The sequence below is a fragment of the Bradyrhizobium sp. MI1.10 genome, from assembly GCF_055811035.1.
This window is the reverse complement of the sequence record NZ_JBVVPN010000017.1, coordinates 116788-139619: the sequence shown is the minus strand read 5'-3', so window position 1 is coordinate 139619 and position 22832 is coordinate 116788. Positions and strand designations below refer to the sequence as shown.

Annotated in this window: 17 protein-coding genes and 2 pseudogenes; 3 read left to right on the top strand and 16 right to left on the bottom strand. The window is 60.6% G+C overall.

Translation table 11 applies throughout. The features are described from left to right. Positions 1-25: 25 nt before the first annotated feature. The 8 genes and pseudogenes from AC0L3K_RS19580 to AC0L3K_RS19545 all read right to left on the bottom strand — a co-directional run. Complete coding sequence (locus AC0L3K_RS19580) at positions 26-1684, bottom strand: 3-hydroxyacyl-CoA dehydrogenase NAD-binding domain-containing protein (protein WP_473366721.1); 1659 nt, start codon at positions 1682-1684, stop codon at positions 26-28. A 13-nt stretch (positions 1685-1697) separates the two neighbouring features. Then, positions 1698-2867 carry a thiolase domain-containing protein gene (locus AC0L3K_RS19575; RefSeq protein ID WP_473366677.1) on the bottom strand — a complete coding sequence of 390 codons (1170 nt, stop codon included), beginning with the start codon at positions 2865-2867 and terminating at the stop codon, positions 1698-1700. Next, entirely contained in the window at positions 2864-3685 is an 822-nt protein-coding gene (locus tag AC0L3K_RS19570) for a crotonase/enoyl-CoA hydratase family protein (RefSeq protein ID WP_473366676.1), read from the bottom strand. The genes AC0L3K_RS19575 and AC0L3K_RS19570 overlap by 4 nt, the downstream gene beginning before the upstream one ends. An 8-nt stretch (positions 3686-3693) precedes the next feature. Further along, entirely contained in the window at positions 3694-5544 is a 1851-nt protein-coding gene (locus tag AC0L3K_RS19565; protein ID WP_473366720.1) for an AMP-binding protein, read from the bottom strand. A 702-nt stretch (positions 5545-6246) separates the two neighbouring features. Then, positions 6247-7671 (bottom strand): MFS transporter, encoded by a 1425-nt coding sequence (locus AC0L3K_RS19560; protein WP_473366675.1) that lies wholly within the window; start codon positions 7669-7671, stop codon positions 6247-6249. Positions 7672-8022: 351 nt separating this feature from the next. Further along, complete coding sequence (locus tag AC0L3K_RS19555; RefSeq protein ID WP_473366674.1) at positions 8023-9144, bottom strand: alpha/beta hydrolase; 1122 nt, start codon at positions 9142-9144, stop codon at positions 8023-8025. Positions 9145-9163: 19 nt separating this feature from the next. Then, positions 9164-9901, bottom strand: a complete 738-nt coding sequence (locus AC0L3K_RS19550; RefSeq protein ID WP_473366673.1) for an FAD-dependent monooxygenase — start codon at positions 9899-9901, stop codon at positions 9164-9166. Beyond that, a pseudogene (locus AC0L3K_RS19545) lies at positions 9897-10718 on the bottom strand (FAD-dependent monooxygenase); the annotation flags it as partial. The pseudogene AC0L3K_RS19545 and the gene AC0L3K_RS19550, both read right to left, overlap by 5 nt. Positions 10719-11405: 687 nt before the next feature. Between AC0L3K_RS19545 and AC0L3K_RS19540 the strand changes: the two are divergent. After that, positions 11406-12341, top strand: coding sequence for a LysR family transcriptional regulator (locus AC0L3K_RS19540; RefSeq protein WP_473366672.1), 936 nt, complete (start codon positions 11406-11408; stop codon positions 12339-12341). A 31-nt stretch (positions 12342-12372) separates the two neighbouring features. Here the strand turns inward: AC0L3K_RS19540 and AC0L3K_RS19535 are convergent, their stop codons facing one another. Both AC0L3K_RS19535 and AC0L3K_RS19530 read right to left on the bottom strand, forming a co-directional pair. Then, positions 12373-13647 (bottom strand): MFS transporter, encoded by a 1275-nt coding sequence (locus AC0L3K_RS19535; RefSeq protein WP_473366671.1) that lies wholly within the window; start codon positions 13645-13647, stop codon positions 12373-12375. Between the two features lie 151 nt (positions 13648-13798). Next, positions 13799-14188 (bottom strand): annotated as a pseudogene (locus tag AC0L3K_RS19530) (dihydrodipicolinate synthase family protein); the annotation flags it as partial. 81 nt (positions 14189-14269) lie between these two features. Here AC0L3K_RS19530 and AC0L3K_RS19525 point away from each other — a divergent pair. After that, positions 14270-14506, top strand: a complete 237-nt coding sequence (locus tag AC0L3K_RS19525; RefSeq protein ID WP_473366719.1) for a LysR substrate-binding domain-containing protein — start codon at positions 14270-14272, stop codon at positions 14504-14506. A gap of 144 nt (positions 14507-14650) precedes the next feature. Here AC0L3K_RS19525 and AC0L3K_RS19520 read toward each other — a convergent pair whose 3' ends face one another. The 5 genes from AC0L3K_RS19520 to AC0L3K_RS19500 all read right to left on the bottom strand — a co-directional run bounded on the left by AC0L3K_RS19520 (position 14651) and on the right by AC0L3K_RS19500 (position 20384). Continuing rightward, entirely contained in the window at positions 14651-16504 is a 1854-nt protein-coding gene (locus tag AC0L3K_RS19520; protein ID WP_473366718.1) for a TRAP transporter large permease, read from the bottom strand. A gap of 32 nt (positions 16505-16536) precedes the next feature. Further along, positions 16537-17562: a TRAP transporter substrate-binding protein gene (locus tag AC0L3K_RS19515; protein ID WP_473366670.1), complete on the bottom strand. Its 1026-nt coding sequence runs from the start codon at positions 17560-17562 to the stop codon at positions 16537-16539. A gap of 190 nt (positions 17563-17752) precedes the next feature. Then, the gene (locus AC0L3K_RS19510; RefSeq protein ID WP_473366669.1) at positions 17753-18763 is read right to left on the bottom strand and encodes a transketolase family protein; all 1011 of its coding nucleotides are present in this window, start codon (positions 18761-18763) and stop codon (positions 17753-17755) included. Further along, positions 18760-19611: a transketolase gene (locus tag AC0L3K_RS19505; protein WP_473366668.1), complete on the bottom strand. Its 852-nt coding sequence runs from the start codon at positions 19609-19611 to the stop codon at positions 18760-18762. The genes AC0L3K_RS19510 and AC0L3K_RS19505 overlap by 4 nt, the downstream gene beginning before the upstream one ends. A gap of 23 nt (positions 19612-19634) precedes the next feature. Then, a complete protein-coding gene (locus AC0L3K_RS19500; RefSeq protein ID WP_473366717.1) occupies positions 19635-20384 on the bottom strand; it encodes an SDR family NAD(P)-dependent oxidoreductase in 750 nt (249 codons plus the stop codon). 109 nt (positions 20385-20493) lie between these two features. On the opposite strand from AC0L3K_RS19500, the gene AC0L3K_RS19495 reads away from it, so the two are divergent. Next, complete coding sequence (locus AC0L3K_RS19495) at positions 20494-21390, top strand: LysR substrate-binding domain-containing protein (RefSeq protein ID WP_473366667.1); 897 nt, start codon at positions 20494-20496, stop codon at positions 21388-21390. A gap of 210 nt (positions 21391-21600) precedes the next feature. On the opposite strand, the gene AC0L3K_RS19490 is transcribed toward AC0L3K_RS19495, so the two are convergent. Next, on the bottom strand, positions 21601-22800 hold the full coding sequence (locus tag AC0L3K_RS19490) for a cytochrome P450 (RefSeq protein WP_473366666.1): 1200 nt from the start codon (positions 22798-22800) through the stop codon (positions 21601-21603). Positions 22801-22832: the final 32 nt, after the last annotated feature.

Genomic DNA, 22832 nt, shown 5'->3' with positions numbered 1-22832 from the left:
GCCCTCGCCGCATCGGGCTTTGCGGTCAGGTGCCAGGCCTCCAATCCAAGAGGTGTCCGTCAGTCGAAGCGAGCCGCTTCAAGAGGCCCGCGGGCCTGAAAGCTTCGCCGAACTCGTTGTGAAGGGCACTAAGCCGGTCGTAGATCAACGCCGGTCCAACGCGGTCGGCCCAATACACCGGACCGCCCTTCCATGTCGGCCAGCCGTAGCCGTTCTGCCAGACGACATCGATGTCGCTGGGGCGAATGACAACGCCTTCTTCGATCAACTTCGCCGCTTCGTTGATCATCGGCAGAATGAGACGATCTCTCAGTTGGGCGTCTGAAAAGGTCCGTCGCTCGATTCTGTGGTGCTTTGACCCGGCTTCGAAGACTTCAATGGCTTCCTGGTCGAGCCGCGGTGCCCTGCTGGACGGGTCATACGCGTAATAGCCCTTGCCCGTTTTCTGGCCCAGCCTGCCAAGCTCGAACAGGCGGTCGATGATGAAATCCCTGCCGCCCGTTGCCTGACGGAAGCGATAATTGAGTTCGATGCCGCCGGCCATGTCCTGAAGCTCGAACGAGCCCATCGGCAGCCCAAACTCACGGAGCACCCGGTCGACCTGATCAGGAAGCGCACCGTGCAGCAGCAATTCGCCGGCCTGCCGTTCCCTGGCGATCATCAGACGGTTGCCAACGAACCCGTCGCAAATTCCGACCAGTACAGGTACTTTTCCGAGCCGCTTGCCCAAGGCCATCGCGCGCTTGATCGTGCGGCTGTCTGTCTTTGGCCCTCTGACGACCTCGAGCAGCTTCATCACGTGCGCCGGGCTGAAGAAGTGCAGACCGATCACGTCGCCCGGCCGCTTCGTGGACCGGGCGATTTCGTTGACATTGAGGGTCGAGGTATTCGTCGCAAGCGTTGCGCCCGGCGTACAGTAGCGATCGAGTTCTCCGAAAATCTGCTTCTTGAGTGCTATTTGCTCGTAGACGGCTTCGACGACCAAATCCGCTGCACCCACGGCGCTGATCTGCGTCTCGCATCTCAGGGCGGCCATGCACCCAGAGACTTGCTCCCGGGTCATGCGACCGCGCGACACGGACGTCTCGAATACCTTGGCAATCTGAGCGCTTGCTTTCTCCAGGGCGCCCGCATTCGCATCGATGAGCAGGACTGAGATCCCAGCCTGAAGCAATGCAATGGAAATGCCGCTGCCCATGGTACCGGCTCCGATAACGGCCGCGCGTTGGACGTCGGGAGCGACTTCGTCCGACGGCAATCCGGGAACGACCGAGGACTCTCGCAAAGCAGCCCGCGCGTATTTCCGGGCCGCCTGGGCGGCTTCGGTGGTAAACGTCAAAGTCGCAGTCCCGTCCGTTTGCTGGAAGAAAACCTCGACTTGATCTCCAATCTTCAGGTCGAAGACGTCGCAGTCGAGCAGCGCCGTCGGGACACGCGGGCCTTCTGCCAATTCCACGATCGCAGCCGCCGCTGGTCGCTTTGCATTGCGAACGATCGAAAATGAATAGATCCGTCCTCGACCACTCGCGACCTTCAGCTCAGTCGACGCGCTGCCACACAACGGGCAGAGCGGCCGGGGATAGAAGTAAGCCTTGCAGCAGGAGCGGCATCTGCCGACAGCCAACTTGCCCTCTGAAGCCGCCTGCCAGTAAGGGTCCAACCCGTCCAGAACGGGAGCGATCATCTGCGACACTTGCTCACTCCGCTGCGAGAATTGCGGTCCCAGCGACATGCTGTCCGGCCATTGCGCCGCCCGTTCCATGCGCAAGCACCCAGTCATGATTTTTGACCTGAACGGCGGGATGCGCCTCGCCGCGGCATTGGCGCACGGCCTCCAGCAGCTTGGTCATTCCGCCCTTGTTGCCCGGATGATTGCTGCAGAGGCCACCACCGTCCGTATTGAAGGGCAGCCGCCCAACGCCGGAGATCAGGTTGCCCTCGGCAACGAATTTCCCGCCCTCGCCCTTCCTGCAAAACCCCAGGTCTTCCAGCTGCACGACGACCGTTATCGTGAAGCTGTCGTAGAGGGACGCATAGCCGATATCTGCGGGCGAAACGCCGGCTTGTTCGAAAGCCGCCCTGCCCGAGTCCACGCCGGCCGAGGAAACGATGTCGAACCAACCGCCATTCGTATGCCTCAAGGACTCACCAGCACCGGCCACGCGCACGCGTGGTCTCTTCAGCGACTGAGCGATTTCCTTGCGAGCAACCACGATCGCACCGCCGCCGTCGGTCATCACGCAACAATCCATCCGGTGCAAGGGATCCGCCACCATCGGCGAGTTCAGCACGTCCTCCACTGTCACGACCTTGCGCAGCAGTGCCTGCTCATTGTGTTGGGCATGATGGGAGGCGGCAACCTTCACCCAGGCAAGCTGCTCAGAGGTCGTGCCGAATTCATGCATGTGCCGCCTGGCGACCATCGCGTAGCCGTATACAGGCGGCATCGGGACCGGAGGCAGGAACGGCAGGGCCGGCATTGATTTAAAATCAACGCCTGCCAAGCCTGTCCCGCTGGCAGCCGCCAGCGGGCGATCGGCGAGGGTTACCAGGGCTACGTTGCATCGCTCCTGCGCGATTGCCTGCATCGCGTGGTGAAGGTGCAGAATGTATGACGAGCCTCCGGTTTCCGTGCTGTCGAGATATCTGAGTTTTCTGAGGCCAATATATTCGGCGACCGACATGGGCCCGAGGCCGGGGGCATCAGCGCCGCAGAAGTACCCGTCGACGTCATCGAGGGACAGTCCCGCATCGGCAAGGGCGCCCAAAGCGACATCGGCGTGCAGCTTTGCTGAGGAAATGCCGTCTGCGCGGCGAGTGGGATGTTCATAAGCGCCAATGATGTAGCTCGCGTGCGGACCGCTCATGACTCGCCAAGTCCTTGCAAGGACGGTTCGGCTGCAGCCGTCGCATTCGGCTCACGCTTTCTATCAAGAAACTCGCGTATCCGGTCGCGGCTCTTCAGCGCAGAGCCGGTCATCAGGGCTGTCATGGTCTCAGCGAAAAGTCCCTCCGTGGTAGACATCTCACCTATGCGGGCGATTCCGTTGATGATGGCATAGTTGGAGGTGGGCAGATTGGCCGCCACGATCTTGGCCAGCTCGAGCGCACAGTCCAGCCCCCTGCCGGCTGGAGCGGTTCGGTGTCCGAGCCCGAGTTGAATCCCCTCGTTCGCGTCGAAACGTCGGCCGGTCAGCATCATTTCCACGACACGCCCTGTCCCGATAATCCGGGGAATCCGAACCGAGCCGCCGCCGCCGAGGAAGATGCCGCGCTGCCCTTCCGGCAGCTGGAAGAAGGTGGAAGGCTCGCAAATGCGAATATGAGTGGCCGCCGCGAGTTCCAGTCCGCCTCCGATCACTCCTCCCTTGAGGCAACTGAGGACGGGAATGTCGCCATATTGAATGAGGTCGAAGGTGCGGTGCCAGCCACGCGAGTGGCGGATGACTTGTTCAGGTGTGCGGTTCTTGCTGATCAGCTCCGACAGATCGAGTCCGGCGCAGAAGTGCTCGCCTGCGCCCTGCAGGATCACCACGGCGGTGTGCTCCGGCGGCGAGGCGAAGAAATCCGATAGCGCGTCAACCGTCCGATCGTCGAGGGCGTTGCGCTTGTCAGGACGATTCAGCGTCAGAATTGCGATGTTATCGCGATACTCGATCTCGAGGGACTGCGTAGATGATGACATTGGCTATCCTAGTCGACCCGGATGATGCTCTCGTCGGGATGATCGGAATACAGGCGGGCTATGGCTGCGGTGCGGTTCGAATGAACCGCTTTCGCGCTGATGTTACCTTTCGCCGTGACCTCCCCACGATCGAAAGACGGTGGCTCGGCCAAAAGGAGAGCTCGCCTGACATGCATGCTGGTCGCGCCATGTGTCTTGTTGAACGCAATGAGCGCGTCGCGAATTGCGGATTGCATGACGGGCGATTGGATGAGTTCCTCCGCCGAGACTTCCGGCCGCTCAATGAACTGACGACACGCCGCCAGATTTAGCCAGGCGAGGAGGCCAACGAACGCCTGGTCGGCGCCTGTGATCACAAGTTCGCAGACGAGCGGCGATAGTGCTTCGAGCAAGCCGGCGCGAAGCGTTTCCGTATGTACGAATATGCCGCTCAAAAGTTTAAAGTCGTCGGTCAGACGACCCGCAAACAGAAAGCCAGCGGTCAGGTCGCTTTCGTCCACAAAACTGGCAGCATCCCCCATCTTGTAAAAGCCTTCGTCATCGAACGCGGCTCGGCTTGCTTCTTCGTTTCCGAGATAGCCCGGCGTCACGGCGATGCTGCGCGTGCGCACCTCATAACGGCCCTCGCCTGCAGGTACGAGCTTGAGCTCGACGCCGGGATGCGGCAGACCGATCAATCCGACGCGATCAGTCGGCCAATAGACATAAGTCGTGGCTGCAGCCGTTTCCGTCGCCCCATAGCCCGACGTGAACGGGATCTTGCGTCCCGTGTGCCGCACCGCTAGGCGCTGGATACGCGTGTATAGTTCGTCCGGCAAACGCGCTCCCGCATAGCCAAACAGGGTCATTCGAGAGAAAAACTTGCAAGCGAGATCCGGATCGCCCTCCAGCGCTTGCGCCAGCATCGCGTAGCCGATAGGAACGTTGCTGAAGACCGTTGGCGCAATTTCGCGAAGGTTACGGATCGTTTCCTTGAACTCGGTCGGCGTTGGCCGACCGTCGTCAATGTAGAGCGATCCTCCAGCTGCGATGACGAGATTGAACTGGGCACTTCCGCCCATCACGTGGCTCCAGGGCAGCCAATCGAGCACCAATTGCCGCTGGCGACCCTGATCGTTGACCAGCTGCGTGAACATCGAGATCGCTGCGCACATCATCTGCTGAGTCGTGATAACCGCCTTTGGCGAGCCCGTTGAACCGGACGTAAAAAGGTACTTTGCGTGTGTTTCGGGAACTATTGCGTTGATCTCCAGCTCCATCCGCACGCGAACAGGCGTGCGCAGAAAGTCATCCAGCAGGTAGTGGGTCTCGTCGTTCGGCTCGCCGGCCGTCAGCACCCTCGCATCGAATCCCGGCATGCTTCGCAGGGCGCGCAGCGCGCGTTCGAACCGCTCCCCACTTTGAACGAAGATCAAGCCGGGCTTTAGCACCCGGGCCATCTCCTTGAGTTTCGCGTGGTCTTGGCTCGCCAAAGAGTAAGCCGGCGTGATCGGTGCAATCGGCATACGGGCCTGCATCGCGGCCAATGAGAGGGCGGCCAGCTCGAGCGAGTTGCCGCTCAAGGCCATGATCGTGCGACCTCTCATATCCAGGTCGATTAGCGCTTGCGTGAGCGCGTCGATCTGCTTCAATCCTTCTCCATACGTTACGACTTTCCAAGCACGATCGACGCCGCGGCGTTGAGCCAACCATATTTTGTCAAGATAGCGGCTCGCGGTCTCCCTGAACAAGGCTGGAACGCTACTTGGAATCGGTCCAAGAGGCGTTAGATTTCTTACGATGAGCGCGCCGTCGCCTCCTCGGACCAAATCGACCTCACGCGGCAGAAATGGAACGGCGACGAATTCGTCAGCCGCCATCATCGGAGCACGATCCACAGGACGCCGGCAGCGCTCTGCTCCCGCTGCGTCGGACAGACAGAGAGACAGGAGACGGAATCCGCATGTTTCGCCTGAGAAAGCGACTTCATTTCCGACCCCTCCGAGCACATTGCGTATCAGGCGTCCTGAGATAACTATCGCAGGCGTCCTGCGATTGTCAATATGGGATACGGGCCCGAACTGCGGTCTCGCTATGACACGGATTGATTGCCAGAATGGGCCGCGATGTCGCATGCCATATGCCATCTAAATACAGCCGCCGCTGGGGTGGTACCGCACAACTCACAAGGTGGAGCTGAGGCGGCAATCCAAGGGAAGGCGTTGTGGCGACCGCCTGCGCCGTCAGGCTGGCGCAAAGAAAAAACCGTGAGCACCTCACCCCCGATCGCCCCGTCGCCCCCATGGACCGCCGGGACCATCTTCGAACGAACCCGCCAGCCTTGGAGGCCATTTTCCAGCACACTTAAACCCGTCAGCCGTATTCGCCTACGCACCTGATCAGGATCGCTGGAATGTGTGATCACCATCGCCTGGAACACCTGATCTCCATCCCTGGAATGTGCAACCTTGTTGCGGCCCCAACATTTTCCAGCACGATTCCGTGCTTCCGACCCCGGTCCCAAGCACCGGCTCCAACCAGCTTGGTATCCCAACCGCGCGCTCAGTTGCGCCTAGGACCTCTCACCGTCGTGGCCGATTGGAGCGCCAATCAGAGGCCGCAGTTTCTCGGGCGGCGAGTCCGGGGGGCACCAACTCCGGTGGATGACGAGCTCGCATCGAACCCGCCAAAAGCAACCCGACGCTGAAGATCGCCATTGCAGCGACCAGCATTGGCCCGACCATCAGCCAGAAGATCAGCGCGATCGACCATCCGAGACTTAAAAGGCCGCCGCCAGCGATCGGCCCCACGATGGAGCCGATACGGCCGACTCCGAGAGCCCAACCGACGCCCGTCGAGCGCATACCGGTTGGATATATTTCAGCTGTGAGCGCGTTTATTCCGATTTGTGCGCCAACGATGAAGAACCCGACGAGGAAAACACCTGGCGCGAGCAATTGCCAACGTGATCGGTCGATTGCGGCAATGAAGGCAAGGCAACATCCCGCGCCGATATAGGCCAGCGACAACGCCCGAATGGGCCCAAATCTATCGATGATCCGACCGAGCGCAATCGCTCCGACGATCCCCCCAACGTTCGAAACAGCAGTTGTCTTAATCGCTGTTTCTATCCCGAGACCTCCCAGCTTGAACAGCGTGGGCATCCAACTAAGCAGGAAGTACATCACCAACAAGTTCGAGAAGAATGCAACCCAGACAAGAATAGTCAACGCCGCGCGACCTCGCGCGAACAGATTGCGAATAGGAAAACTCGGAAGAGGCGCTTCAGGAAGAACGAACTGCTCGTCTCCGCTAAATGGAGAAGCGGGCAAAATCCGGTTCAGCAAACGCGCCAATTCTGGACCCGCATTACCGCGCCGGGCGAGAAACCCGATTGATTCGGGCAGTGCGAAAAACAACAGAGGGACGAGGGCCAGTGCAACACAGCCACCGACCAGCAGAACCGAACCCCACCCATGGGCGGGGACCAAATAAGCCGCGAGAATTCCGCCGGCAAAGGCGCCGAAGGGAAAGCCGGTGATCATGATGGTCAGAATTGTCGCTCGCGCGCGCGAAGGGGCGTACTCCGACGTCAACGCGATGATGCCGGGCATGGCTCCGCCAAGCCCGATTCCCGTGAAGAACCGAAGCACCAATAATTGAGTGAAGCTTTCGCACCAGACGGTGAGCAAGGTAAATACACCAATGATCGATGTGCACGCGATCAGGATAGGGCGGCGACCGAAACGATCGGTCATGGGACCTAGCACGAAAGCACCGGATGCAAGGCCGGCGAGACCCGCTCCAAAGACCGGCCCGAACGCTGCAGCGTCGAGGTGCCATTGTTCGGAGATTGCTGGGGCTACGAACGCAATCGCCTGAGTATCGAACCCGTCGATTAGCGCGATCAGGGCGCAAAGAACGAACGTGAAGAGCTGACGCTGGCTGATCGGAGCAGAATCGATTGCGCTGACGACATCAATTGAGGCAAACCCACCATCTCGCATTGTCTCAGTTCCCCTTTGTGTTGGTCGAACGCTGCTTGTTGTGCTCGCCTGCGCGACGATCAATGGAACCGAAGGACCGGCTCGTCCCGCGAGACCTCGTCGGCGATGGTGGCTCACGTCCTTCGACTGGCGGACAAACGAATTCGTCACGGCGTGTCACCGACATCGCGGTCGAACTGGTCGGAGGCGAGGTGTGGATTTGGGTAGGTTGGCGATTACAGATCCGGAGCGTCCCGAAAATGCTGTTCTAAGAGAGGTGAGCAAAACGAATGAGAATTAGTCCGTGGCAGCAATCGTTTCGAGTCCCGCCCCTACTGCTTTGCGGGATCAGATGTTATTATCGACGCGGTATTAAGCGGCGTTGCGAGCGATTGCTTCGGCCAACCGTTCCGCAAACCAGCCCGAGACCGTCGCGTCGCGCTCGGACGCATAGTTGTACAGCGTATGCTCACCGTCCCGCCACGTGAGAAGACGCGAGCTCGGGGACCGGTTTCCGATGAGAAACGCCTGCTGTGTGTTCGGAAGCACCAGCGGATCTGCGCCTCCCTCGAGTACGAGAAGAGGACAGAGGATCGGCGCCACGTCTGGCTGGAAGGATAGCGCCTCTACTGTATCCTCCAAACCGGCGAGTTCGCGACGCCCGCACATCGCCGCAAGCTGCTCCTTGGCGGTGCGAAGAGCAGGAGGCTCCTTCGCAGCGTCTGGAGATGTCTGCAGTCGAGAGCGCGTTGGGGCGCCGTTGATACAGCAAGCAGAAATTCGCGGATCGGCGGCTGCGGTAAGCGCGGCGAACAGCCCACCGAAGCTGTTGCCCCAAAGTCCCACGGCACCGGAACCGGAGGCAAGATCAAGTGCAACATCGACGAACCGGCTGAATGCCTTCGTGACCTGTGCATCGAGATAGACCCTACCGTCGAGCCTCGATTGACCCTGGCCGGGACCATCGACGAGTAGGCAAGCAATTCCTTGGGCGCGGAGTGCCTCGGCCATGCTGGAGTAAGCGATAGCCCAACCGTTCAAACCGCCGAACACGATCACCACTGGAGACGGGCCGTCAGACGCCAAGGGAAAGTGCCACGCGTGCAAGGCGCCGGACCCAAACGGCACTTCCAGCTTTCGCGCAGGCGGTGAGACCAGCCCTGCGAATTTTGCAAAGCAACCTATCAATTGTTGGTACAAGCGCGCTTTTCGCTCTCCATCGAGTGCAAACGTCATCTGAGCAAAGTTGAGCGCGGTGGCCGCCGAAAGCCAATATTCGCGGGCTGCAGTCAGATCGGTCGTCTCCTCTGCGCTACGCGCTTTGAGTCGCTCCGCCTCGGCAATATCGACGAGAGCTTGGTCCCACGGCTGGCCCTCCTGCAGTGCTCGGTGGGCCTGCTCTGCTGCCTCGCGCCTCATGCCGTAGTCTAACATGCGGGTGAGCGGCTCGCTTTTACCACGGCGGCAAGTCTGTTTCGGTGGTTCTGAAGTCATGTGTTGGTCCAGCTTTGAATCAGGCGGCGATTGATTGCGCCTCAGAGCGCCAGCAGAGCCGATCCTTCAGTTCGTTCACCAGTCGCGACAAATCTGTGGGTTCGCTGGCGAAGCCGAAGAGATACGTATCGGGCCGCGTAAGCATCGCGACCGCTCCATGACTCCGAAGGTAGTCCAGGTAGCTCCCACCGGCCTCCTCAATCCAGGCCACATTGGTATCTGCATCGTCGCTTAACGTGAGGATTCGGCAGCCTAGATTCTCTAGAAAGGAAGTCTCCACCTGCGAAAGGATGTTGTGCGGATTCGTGACGGATATAAGCGCAAAATTGTAGCCGACATAGTCATCGAGCCTGCCGAGCCGCCCGTTCACCCTCACCTGCGACTGGGGCGGCACGCGTCCGATTTGGAGCCCCGCCGGACCTTGCCTTCCGCGTTCGATCACGCCCGCTGAAAGCGACGGGAACGGTGGTGGTGGCGGCACGAGCTTGAGGCGGAATGCGACATTGCGAAGGGCGGCGACTAGCCGGCTGTGCGTGTTCGCTACTTTCCCAAGTTTCACCGCCGTCTTCATGAGGCTGGTGACGTGGGGACGGCGTTCCGCCTCGTAAGTGTCCAGCAGATCGACAGAGGCGCGGCCCGTCAACACAAGATTGAGTTTCCATGCGATATTCGCCGCATCGCGGATTCCGGAGCATGCACCCTGTCCAAGATAGGGCGGCATGGTGTGAGCCGCATCCCCCCCCGAGCAAGGCGACACCTTGGCGCCAGGTCTCCGCTAGCCTGCATTCGAACGTGTAGACGATCTGCCGTATGATCGAAATATCGTCAGAACTGATCCCGTGATATTGCCCGAGAAGCCTCCAGGCAGTGGAAGGGCTCTGCATGGTGTCCATATCTTCATTCCGCAGGAGCGCGAATTCGAATCGCTGACGCGTCTTCCCGATCGGCATGAACATGTAGCCGCGACGTGGGTCGCAGAACTGCGTCGTCCTGTTGAACTTCGCCGGCAAGTCACGTTTTCGCTCGGAATCGACGTTGAGCCAGCGTTCATTGAACCCGAAGTCCTCCAGCCCGATTCCGAGACTGCTCCTGACCTGGCTGCGTGCGCCGTCGGCGCCGAAGACAAATTTGGCTCTTAGGGTCTCGTTCTTGTCTTGTGTGCGGACTGTAAGGTATGCCTCGTTTAGTTCGAGCCGCACTCCGACCAACGTTACTCCCTGTTTCAGCGTGACGTTGTTAAGTTGCCGGATTTGCTTGTCCATCGCATCTTCGATATCGGGTTGATGGATCGAGATATGAGCCGGAAAACCCATGGAAGGTTCCGGCCTAGCCGAAGAATCAACCAGTGTTCTGCCGTTCGCATCCAAGAATAAGTACGAAGTCAGGGGCGAAGAATCTCTCAGTGCGTAGTCGATGTCACAAGCGAAGCTCAGCACTCGCGCCGTTTCGCCGTCGATATGAGTGAGGCGTGGTAGTCCATATAGTGTCGGCCACCTCTCGACGACCACAACCCGATGTCCCATTTGTCCGAGCAATGATGCTAGTACGAGACCAGTTGGGCCATATCCAACCACAGCGACGTCGAAGCGCTCTTCGTGCACGAGTCTCCCTCCCTTACGTGATCTTCAGGATCACTCACCGCTTCATGTTTGGGAAATCGATTGAATTGATATAAGCCATCCACGTCGTGGATGGGTCGGCTCTCGTCGCGGCTGGGCTTCGGGCCTCCGTCAATTCTCGGCCTGGACAGACGCAGGGCAACCAAAGCTGCGAAGTGCGCCATGGGGGTAACCCGAAGAGTCGTCTTATCCTGTTTCCGGAGAGCTACTCGTGGTCCGATCAGAGTCGCGCGTCGCATGGCCCGGCCGGATGTGCCCGGGAAACCCTTAGGTAAACCCGGATTGATGCCGATGCCTGTGAGTGGCTTGCTCGGCTTGCTCTTAGCGCAAAAAGACTGCGAGCCGATCGGTGGGGGCACGCAGAGCTTCGTCGATATCGCAGGCAAGTGTAAGTGGACTTTCTCAGTGTCCATATGAGTCAGCCCCGGCAAGCCGCAGAGCGTCGGCCAAAGCCGATTACGGCCGCCCGGTCTCGAGCTGGCTAGGAGTGATAACATCGTGAGGCTGGTAGGGTTAGCCTATGACAGCAATATCGCCACGATGATCCTCCCACTGGTTTTGCCGAGACCCCAATGATATTGATGTCATCATTAGAATTGATGGTCGGATAAGTTATATCCAGGCGGTGGATGGAGCAGTCGGGTGCGTTTCAATGGTCTCGATCTGAATCTCCTGGTTGCACTCAACGCCGTGTTGACCGAGCGTAATCTCTCGGTGGCGGCGCGCAACGTCAATCTTAGTCAGCCAGCGATGAGCGCGGCCGTGGCGCGGTTGCGCGCCTATTTCCGTGATGATCTTTTTGTTATGCGTGGGCGTGTGCTGGTTCCGACGCCGTTTGCTGCATCCCTGGCTGCGCCGACGCGGGAGGCGCTGCTGCACATCCAATTGTCAATCACGGCGCGCGACGCCTTCGATCCGACAAAGTCCGACCGCCGATTTCGGGTCGTCGTGTCGGACTTCATGACGATTGTCTTCTTCAGGAAGATTGTAGAGCGGGTAGCGCGGGAGGCGCCTAGGGTAACCTTCGAGTTATTGCAGTTCGACGATCAGCCAGACGAGCCAGTCCGGCGCGGTGAGATCGACTTCCTGATCTTTCCCGAGATCTTCATGTCGCCCGCTCATCCCAAGGAGAGGCTGTTCGAGGAGCGTCTTGTCTGCGTCGGGTGCCGATCGAACCGGCAATTGTCCAGCAAGCTAACGTTCGAGAAATACATGTCGATGGGACATGTTACGGCGCAATTCGGACGGACAAGGAAGCCCTCGATCGAACAGTGGCTACTGCTCGAGCACGGCATTAAGCGCCGGATCGAGGTCGCCGTGCAGAATTTCAGCATGATTCCCCAGCTTCTGCTTGGAACCGAGCGTGTCGCGACCATGCACCAACGTTTGGCGCGGCATTTCGCTACGGCAATGCCGCTCCGCATCGTCGACTTACCCATGTCGCTTCCCGCCTTCACCGAGGCGATCCAGTGGCCGGCGCTTCTTAACAGCGATCCCGCGAGCGTCTGGCTGCGGAAGATCGTGCTAGAGGAGGCAAAACGCATGCGAACTTCGCGCGGCGCGAGGGAGCATAAGTAAGTCAATCGTTGCGCCGGCCGCGCGCCATTGCTCAAGTGAAACGGCCCTTGGTCTCAGGCACGATGAAACTCCCGATCAAGTAGATAACGAAGGCGCTTACCGTGAACGCTGCGAGCGACGTCGGAATATCTGCCGGCGTCCGGCTAGCAAGAGAGACAAAGGTTGGGGTCATGCCGCCGAGCGTAAAGCCAATATTCCAAGACAATCCCGTGCCGCTGGCCCGCAACGCGGTTGGAAAGCGTTCGTTTAGGAAGATGAGGACAGGTGCGTAGCCGGCGTTGCCGATAAAGGCGATTGCGAGGGCGTAGAGGACGATCTCGGTCAGATCCGTCGCCTTCGCCATTCCGAGATAACATAGTGGCAGTAGCACGATGGCCGCCAGCCCGACGATCATAAATGTCCGCTTGCGCCCAAGCCGATCACTCAGTGTCCCGATTAGCACGGATGAGACGAACGCGGCAACGCTTGCGGCCATGAGGATGAGGGCGGCAACATTGTTGGGAACCCTGTTGATGAGTTTCAGGAAGGTCGGCATGTACCCCGAGCTCAGGTAGTACCCAGCCCCGCTGCCGAAAGTAATCGGAAGGTTTACCAGAAGAACTTTGCGATAGGCGGCCGAAAACAACGTCCTCAAAGGCGCCGCAGGCGTATTGATCGCGTTCGCTTCTTTGTCGTGCTGTAGTCTCTTGAAGAACGGGGACTCTTCGAGGTTGAGGGAAATATACAATCCTAGGACGCTGCTGAGCAGGCCGGAGAAGAAAATGAAACGCAAACCCCACTGCGCGTACGCGCCTCCCGGGAAGATCCAGGAGGTCGCTAAGTACACGATGGAGGCGAAGAGCGCGCCGATCGCCGCACCACCGCCGCCCACAAGTCCGGACATGAAGCCTCGGCAATTCGCCGGAACGGACTCGGTTCCGACTGTGTGCGTGGACGCCACGACACCGCCCACGAACACGCCTTGCACCAGTCGCAAGATAAGAAAGAGGATGGGGGCAATTAGTCCGACTTGCTGGATCGTTGGTAAGGCGCCGAAGGCCGCCGTGCTTACACCCACGCCAATCATTGCCACTGTCATAGCGCCCTTGCGTCCGTGCGTGTCTGCGAAGTGACCGAAGATGGCCGAACCAACCGGACGCATGAAGAGCGTCACTGCGAACGAACCATAGACCGCGGCAAGCGACAGGGTCGGATAATCGGAGGGGAAGAACAGCGCACCGATTACGGGCGCCACGTACAGGAGTATGAAAAGGTCGAATAGATCGAGAGCCCAGCCGAGGCATGATGCTATGATCGCCCTCAGCATCTGCCTCTTTTTAGCGAAACGTCCTCGAACTCGATCGTCTCCACGCTAGTAATTGCCATTTCATCCCCCAATGGTGTTCGCGCGGGCAAGTCGCCCGGTAAGTACTGGCTCCGTTCAATCTTCTTCAGCCACACTCTGTACGGTCGGGTTCTCAGACGAACCTGCCGAGAATCTGCGCCAGTTCGCGCCTATCGTCAGGCGACAACGGCAACTGTGGCGCGATTGGTGAACCGACATCAAATCCCTGGATCGAAAGGCCTGCCTTGATGCAGGCTGCTAGATTGTAGCGAGTGAACGCTTCGTTGAGGTGCCACAGCCGCCGCTGCAGCTCCATCGCTTGGTCCCAGCGCCCACTCTTGCACTATTCGTAGAGTTGGACACTCTGTCGGGGAGCAATGCAGGCCGGACCAGCCAACCAGCCCAAGCCACCCATCAGCATCACCGCCGCCGGGATGTGTGACGAGGCCGAAAACACGCCAAGCCGGTCGCCGCACGGTTCTGTGATCGACAGCAGGCGGCCGGTATTGGTCGAAGCGTTCCGACGCGGGCGGCAATCGATCGCCGACGTTGAACCCTGTTGCGCCAGCCCGGCCGCTGACGCGACGCAGGCGACCTCGCCTTTCTGCGGGAAGGGACGAGGTGTCTTGACCTGACGATCTCCTCGTGCATCGGACATCGCGACAGTCCAGAGCCCTTCGCCGCCAGCGCGGATCCATATCGGGGGCTCCGCTCTGACCAATTCTCGATGATCTTATCAGCTGTGTTGGCCGACCTCGGCGTTGCCCTGCTTCCAACCTATTTGATTGAAGAGGACATCCGCCGGCGCCGCAGCCGCGAGCGAAGTGAACCTCCTCTGTGAGCAAGCGGCGGCGACAAGTCACTGAAATCGGCAAGGGGCAGGTCGAGGAGATCGATATGCCCTGCGAAGGCCTGCCGCTGCATACCGAAATTCGCCTGACGAGGAGCCGCGCGATTTGGTCGCCGCGAGGCGCTCCCTCGAGACTCAGAGGAAGCCGATCGAAAGCCAGGGCACGGCTGCGACGATCAGTGTGCCGATCAAGAGCGCGATCATGTAGCCCACGATCGGCCTCATGCCCTCATCCGGGTTGATGCGGCTGATGGCACAGGCCGCGTAGTAGCCGACGCCGAACGGTGGCGCGAACAGGCCAATGCCCATCGCGAGAACGACGACCATCGCGTAGTGGACGTCGTGCACCCCGACCTGCCGCGCGATGGGGAACAGGAGGGGGCCGAACAGGACGATGGCGGGGATCCCTTCCAGCACGCTGCCCAGGATCACGAAGGTCACGATCGTCACCGCCAGGAAGACGGGGACTCCGCCGGGAAGGCTGGTCATGAACTTTGCAAGAGAGGCAGAAAATCCCGACTGAGTCAGCGCCCAAGCCATGCCGGTCGCCGCGCCAATGATGAGCAGGATCGCCCCCGACAGCGAGGCCGTCTCGACCAGCATCGGATAGATTCGGCGCCAGTCGAACTGCCGATAGATGAAGAGACCCGCACAGGCTGAGTACAGGATTCCGATGGTTGAGACCTCTGTTGCCGTCGCAACGCCCTCGACGACAGCGGTCCGGATCACGAATGGCAGCGCGATGGCCGGAATCGCAATCACAAAGGCGCGACCGATCTCCCGCCCCGTCGCCCGTTTGACGTGGGACAGGTCCTCGCGGCGGTATCGCCACCACACCACGGCCGCGAGCATGACCGCGAGCACGACGCCCGGAAGCAACCCGCCGGTGAACAGCGCCGAGATCGACACGCCGGTCACCGAGCCGATTGTGATCAGAACCAGCGACGGGGGAATTGTCTCGGTTTGCGCACCCGTTGCGGCCAGGAGCGCAACAAGATCGCCGGGCTTGGCCCCACGCTGCCGCATCTCGGGAAACAGGACCGGAGCCACTGCCGCCATGTCGGCAGCCTTGGACCCGGAGATCCCCGACACCAGATACATCGCCCCGACCAGAACATAATGCAATCCGCCGCGCACATGGCCCAGCAGGCTGGCCAGGAAGCCGACCATGGCGCGCGCCATTCCCGTCATCTCGATCAGAAGGCCGAGAAAGACGAAGAGCGGCACGGCGAGCAGGATCAGGTGGCTCATGCCCTCATCCATTCGTCCGATCATCACCACGTCGGGTGTGCTGGTTGCCAGGGCGAGATAGCCGACAGTGGCGAGGCCGAATGCGAACGCGATCGGCACGGCGGCAAAGACCATCGCGCCGACCACGAAAACGAAGAAGATCAGAAGGTTCAGATTGCCAAGCGGCTTCAAGACCGGTGCCAGCAGAACGAACGTCCCGATGATGCCTGCGACGATCACCAGGGAGGCCAGTAAGCTGCGCAAGCTCGCGATGCGGATGAGTCGGAGGACGGCAGCGACCAGCATCAGCCCGATCCCGATCGGCAGAGCCGCCGCACGCCAGGTGTTGACGATCTCGAGCGCCGGGGTCGTTACGAACGCCTCGTCGGCGGCGAATTCATAGGCCGGCCAAACGACGAGCACGAGAAATGCCAGCGACGCCGCGGCTGCCGCGACGTCCAGGAACGCGCGAGCCTCCGCACTGAGAACGCCCACGATGGCGGTCATTCGCATATGCTCGCCGCGCTGGAATGCGATCACGGATCCGAGCATGGCGAGCCAGAGGAAGAGAATACCGGCGAGCTCGTCGGACCAGACGATCGGCGAGCGGAACACGTATCTGGCCACGATGCCCGCGGACAGGACCGCGATTTCCGCAAGGACGAGCAGTGCCGCCGGGATTGCGACGACGTGGCCGAGTATCCTGTTCGCTGTCACCACCCAACTGCGCGAGCTCCCTTGAGACCTGCGGGCCGCCATGCCGGCATCGAGCGGCGTATGGCTCGTGCTGCTCATGATAGCTGGCCCGCGGCTTTTTCGAGCTGCGACCACGCCTCCTCGCCAAACTTGCCCTTCCAGTCGGCGTAGAAGCTGGTTTTGGACAGGGCCTGGCGGAAGGCAGTACGATCTACGTCGATGAATTTGAGGCCCTTGGCCGAGAGATCGGCTCGCAATGACAGGCTGAGCTTCGCGATATCTGCGCGCTGATCGACGGCAGAGCGGTCGAGCTCGCGTGTCACGATCTCCTGCACGTCCTTGGGTAGGCGGTCGAAGGCGCGCTTGTTGCCCAGGATCCAGTAGCCATCCCAGACGTGCCCGGTCAGGCTGCACGTGCTTTGCACTTCATAGAGGCGCGCGGTCGCGATGATCGGCAACGGATTCTCCTGGCCGTCGACGACCTTGGTCTGCAACGCGGAATAGACCTCGTTGAAGTTGATCGGCGTCGGCCCGGCGCCGAGCGCCTTGAACAGCGAGGTCAAGAGCGGCGCTGGTGGGACGCGGATCTGAAAATTCTTCAGGTCGTCCGCCGTCCGCACCTCACGGCTGGACGAGGTCACCTGACGGAAGCCGTTGTCCCAGGCCTTCGAGACCGCCATGATCGGGGTCTTGGCAATCTGCGCCCGGATATAGGTGCCGAGGTCGCCGTCCATCGCCTTCCATACGCTGTCATAGTCGGCGAAAGCGAAGCCGGTGTTCACGATGCCCGCACTTGGGACCAGCGTGGCAAGGATCGAGGACGATTGATTGAAGAACTCGACCCCGCCGCTGCGAACCTGGGTCATGAGCTCGGTGTCAGAGCCGAGCTGGTTGGCCGGAAACAGCCTGATCTCCAACCGGCCGCTGGTCGCTTCGTGGATTCGGTCGATGGCCTCCTGGGCTCGGATATTCACCGGGTGCGTCGGATCCTGTCCGGTCGCGAACTTGTACACGAACTCGGCGGCAGACGCTGGGCGGGAGAGAATCCCGCAGAGAGGGACGGCCGTAGCCGCCATGAACAGCGAACGGCGGCTGATGCTTCCGGGCTTCGAGAGTGTCATGTTTTCCTCCTGGTCCGTTGACGTTGCTGCCTGCTGCATCAGCGCATGCTGGCGTGCAGCTTTCCGGGTTCTTCGCTTTCCGGCTCTCGACCACCGGGCACTTGGGCAGGAGCCATCACTCGCCGCCGCAACATGCGACGGGCGTAGCTCCTCACCTGGGCTTGGCTCGATGGCGCTTAGCGCCGGTACTCTAAAGCCACTGCTTGATCTGCCTTGCGACCTCTGCAGTTGAAATCCCGTAGCGGTCGTGCAGTGTCGGAAGTGCGCCGGCGTCAAGAAATTCGTCCGGCAATGCGATCTGGCGGAAAGGCGGATGAACGCCTGAACGCATCAGAAGTGCGGCAACCGCCTCGCCGAGACCGCCAATCGCTGTATGGTTCTCGGCAACGACGACGAGGCGGCCCGACTTACCGGCTTCACGCAAGATCGTCTCGGCGTCGAGCGGCTTGATGGTCGGAACGTGCAGCACCGCGATATCAACGCTGTCGCCCCTCAAGGTTTGCGCGGCCTCGAGCGCACGCATCGTCATGATGCCGGAGGAAATGACCAGGGCGTCCTTCCCGTCACGGATCAGCTTGGCCTTGCCGAGCTCGAATTTGTAGTCGTACTCGTCCAGAACGACCGGCACCTGGCCGCGCAGCAGGCGGGTGTAGACTGGCCCTCCATGCGCCGCGATGGCTGGCACCAACTGCTCGATTTCGTGGGCATCGCAGGGATCGATGACCGTCATGTTCGGCATGGCACGAAACAGCGCGAGATCCTCTGCGGCCTGATGGCTAGGGCCGTAGCCCGAGGTCAGGCCGGGCAATGCACAAACGATCTTCACGTTGCGGTCTTCCTCCGCGATCGTCTGGTGTATGAAGTCGTATGCCCGCCGCGATGCGAACACGGCGTAAGTAGTGGCGAATGGCATGAAGCCTTCGGCGGCGAGGCCGGAGGCGGCGCCGAACAGAAGCTGCTCGGCCATGCCCATCTGGTAATAGCGGTCCGGAAATTCCTTCGCAAAGATGTGCAGGTCGGTGTACTTGCCGAGGTCGGCCGTCATGCCGACCACCTCAGGGCGGTGGCGTGCGAGCTCGACGAGCGCGTGTCCAAAGGGGGCAGGCTTCGTCTTCTGTCCCTCGGACGCGATCGACGCGATCATGGCGGAGGTGGTCAGGCGCGGCTTGCCAGGCTGAGGTGCTGATCTGACGGTTTTCATGCCTGCCTCCCGGCTTCGAGCGCGGCAAGCGCGAGCTGCCATTCGTGCTGCTCGACGCGGATGAAATGGCTCTTCTCGCGCTGTTCCAGGAAAGGAACGCCCTTCCCCATCAGAGTGTCGGCGACGATCATCCTCGGCTTGGGCTCGGGATGGGATTTGGCGGCGTCGAACGCTGCAGCCACGGCATCGAGATCGTTGCCGTCGATCCGCTGCACGAACCAGCCGAAGGCCTGAAGCTTGTCGACCAGCGGCTCGAAGGCCATGACCTGCGTGGAAGGACCATCCGCCTGCTGATTGTTGACGTCGACGATGCCGATCAGATTGTCGAGCTTGTAGTGGCCTGCCGACTGGATCGCTTCCCAGACGGAGCCTTCGTCGAGTTCGCCATCGGAAAATAACGTGTATACCCGCGCCTCGGATCTCTTGCGCTTAAGTCCTAGGCCCATGCCAACGGCGATGCTCAGCCCGAGGCCAAGCGATCCGCCCGACATTTCCATTCCGGGCGTGTAGGAAGCCATGCCTGACATCGGCAGGCGGCTCTCGTCGCTGCCATAGGTTTCGAGTTCTTCCTCCGGAACAATTCCCGCCTCGATCAAAGCTGCGTAGAGTGCGATGGCATAATGTCCGTTGGAGAGCAGAAAGCGGTCCCGGCGCTCCCATGACGGATCTTCAGGCCGGTAACGCATGGCGTGGAAGTAGGCCACGGCGAGAACATCGGAGATGTCTAGCGCCTGCGCGATATAACCCTGCCCCTGGACTTCGCCCATGCGCAGCGCATTGCGGCGGATGTTGTAGGCGCGGTCCGCCAGCTTGGGCGCGTTGATAAGCGTATTGGTGGGCGTTTCCATCGATCTGACCTTATCTCGCTGGCTCAGTGGATAAGCATGCCGCCGTTGACGTCGATCACGGCACCCGTGACGTAGGCAGATAGATCGGACGCTAGGAAGGTGTAGATACCGGCAACGTCTTCTGCCGTGCCGAGGCGATTGAGCGGAATGCCTTCCAGAATTTTCGCTCTCATTTCATCGTTCAGCTTGCCTGCCGTAATATCCGTGCCGATCAGGCCGGGCGTGACGCAGTTGACGCGAATCCCGTCAGGGCCGAACTCCCGCGCCATCGCCTTGGCGAGGCCAAGGACCCCCGCTTTCGCAGCCGAGTAGTGTGGGCCGCCGAAAATGCCACCACCGCGCTGGGCCGAGACGGACGACATGCACGCGATCGACCCGGACTTTCGTGCGCGCATATGCGGGATCACCGCCTGCGACAGAAACAGGATACCCTTGAGGTTGACGTCCTGAATTCGATCCCAATCGGCCGGCGAAATGTCCAGGAACTTGACCGGCTGTGTAATCCCGGCATTGTTGATCAGGATATCGATGCCTGTGAAGGTTTCGACTACTCGGGTGACTGCCTGTTCGCAGAGCGATTTGTCGGCGACGTTGCACGCCAGTCCAATGTGGGACTTTCCAAGCGATGCCGCAGCGTCCGCCGCGGCGCCCGCGTCGATATCCAGAATGGCCACCCGAGCGCCCTCGGCGGCGAACCGCCGCGCGGTTGCGAGCCCGATGCCCCGCGGCGAGGCCGCGCCCGAAATGATTGCCGTCTTACCGCTGAGCAGCATCAATTCCTCCCGCAAATTATTCTTCCTTGCTGGATTAGCAATGACTCGCGGAGGCCTGCCGTACAAACGCACAGTTGTCACGGATCGATGAATCTGGTTCACTTATCGGATGCTCTCGAAGATCCCGATATCCTCGATTCGAGCCTTTGAGGCCGCAGCCCGGACCGGATCGTTTCGCGATGCGGCGAATGAGCTTCACCTGACGCCGAGCGCCGTCAGTCACGCGATCCGCAAGCTGGAGGCCACGCTACGGACCGTTCTGTTCGAGCGCAGTGCGCGCTCTGTGCGGCTCACCCCTGCCGGCGAAAATCTGATGCGTCACACGGGGGCGGCGTTCGATCAGCTCCGCCGCGGCCTTGAGGAAGTCGCCGCGCGCGGACCGCAACTGGTGCGCGTCCACTCCGCCCCAAGCTTTGCTGCGCAATGGCTGGCACCGCGCCTTGCACAGTTTCTCGTTGCGTACCCGAAGCTCGAAGTTCGACTGGCCGCGAGCACGGATTATGCGCGCTTCAGCAACGATGATTTCGATATCGATATCGTCTACGGTCCGCCGCGCGCGGAGGGGGTCGAGGTTGTTCCTCTACCGGAAGAGACGGTCACCCCGCTCTGCTCCCCTGTCCTTGCAAGATCGATAAGGAAGGCCGCCGATCTGCTCAATCAGACGCTGATCCGCTCGGACGTGAAGCAGGTGCAGTGGCACCAATGGTTCACAGCCAACGGCTTGGAAGCCCCCGCGCTTCACGGCATGAGGTTCGACCGCAGCTTTCTGGCGATTGCGACAGCTGCGGAGGGACTGGGCGTTGCGCTGGAATCAACCCTCCTGGCCGAACGCGAACTGGCTAGCGGGCGTTTGGTCGCCCCATTGTCAGGCCGCGCAACCGACATCCGTTATGTCGGTCACCGTCTCATCTATCCGCGCGCCAGCCGGCAGAGATCGGCGGTACGAGCTTTTGCAGACTGGCTGCTGGCGCAACTCGACAGCGGCGACGCCCGCTCCTCGCAATGATCTGCGTGTTTGGTTGGAGTCTGGTTGAGGACAAACCTTTGTGTGGCGCTGAACAGGAAACCTTGCCGCCGGGGCGTTCACGCGGCGTAGAATCTTGGACCATGCATTCTTCACCGGTCACAGCCGCCTTCCATATATCGGTTGCATTCTATGGGACCGGTATTTTCCGCCATCGACCCGCAGTGCGAGCCGCTCTGATCAGCCCGGCCGCTATTTCGTCGTAACGCGTACCGGCAGCGAGCTGAGTGCCCGCAATCCGCTGCTGTCGCGGTATTCCGGCTCGCCGGTCATCTCGATTGATGCCACGCTCGCCGCCAGGGCGGCCAGCACGGCTTCGCCTTCGAGCCGCGCGACCATTTGCCCCACGCAGCCATGGATCCCGGTGCCAAAGCCGATATGGCCCGAGACGCGCCGGGTGATGTCGAACTGGTCGGGCTGCTCCCACCGCGTTTCGTCGCGATTTGCAGAACCAATCAGCAGCAATACTTTCTCGTGCTTACCGATCGGCACCCCTGCGATCTCGGTTTCATGCGGTGTGGTCCGAAAGACGTAAGGTGCGGCGGAATCGTAGCGCAGGCTCTCGTCGAACGCGCCGCGCGCCAGCGAAGGATTGGCAGCCAGAATGGCCCACTGCTCCGGATGACGGACCAAACTAAAGAGGGCCATGCCTGTTGCACTGATAGTCGTATCCAGTCCCGCCGAAAGAAAGGACCGGACGAGCAGAGGCGCTTCGTCATGGGTAATTTCGCCGCTATCGGCGGCCTCGTAGACCTGCGCGCCAAAACTGCCGGGAGCCAAGGCGTCCCGTTGGCATTTCGCGGCAACCCAAGGCAAAACCTCAGGTGCCTTGGCCATCAGAGTTCGAAAATAATCGTTCTCCGGCCCCATGCCGGCAAACACCATTGCGCCGTAGGTCAGGAAATTTTCGCGGCCCTCATTGTCGATGCCCAGGGCTTCCGGAAACACGGTCACCGGAAATATTTCGGCAAGATCGCGGACTGCGTCGAACGATCGCTTTTCGATCAGTTCATCGATCAGCGCGGCGGCCTTGGCCTTGAAGCTGTTCTCAAGGCCCCGCATCGCACCCGGCGACATGATCCGCGCCAGCACCTTTCGGGTGCGTGTATGTAGCGGTGGGTCAGCTTCGAGGACGATGCTCGGCGGACGCCACGGCTTCTCCTTGAAATAATTGATGATGCCAGCACCACCGGCATTGCTGAAGTTCACATGGTCAGCAAAGACCGCCTTGATCTCGGCAAAGCGCGGCACGGCGAAGACGCCGTATTTCTCGAGCCGGACGACGGGTGCCTTCGCACGAAGCTCGGAATAGGCCGGATAGGGGTCGATGCGAGTGTCCCAGTCGAACGGATCGAAATCGCTGCAGGCATATTCGCGTGCCGATGTTGCCACTGCTTGCCTCCGTTTGGTCGCTTCAACTTAAT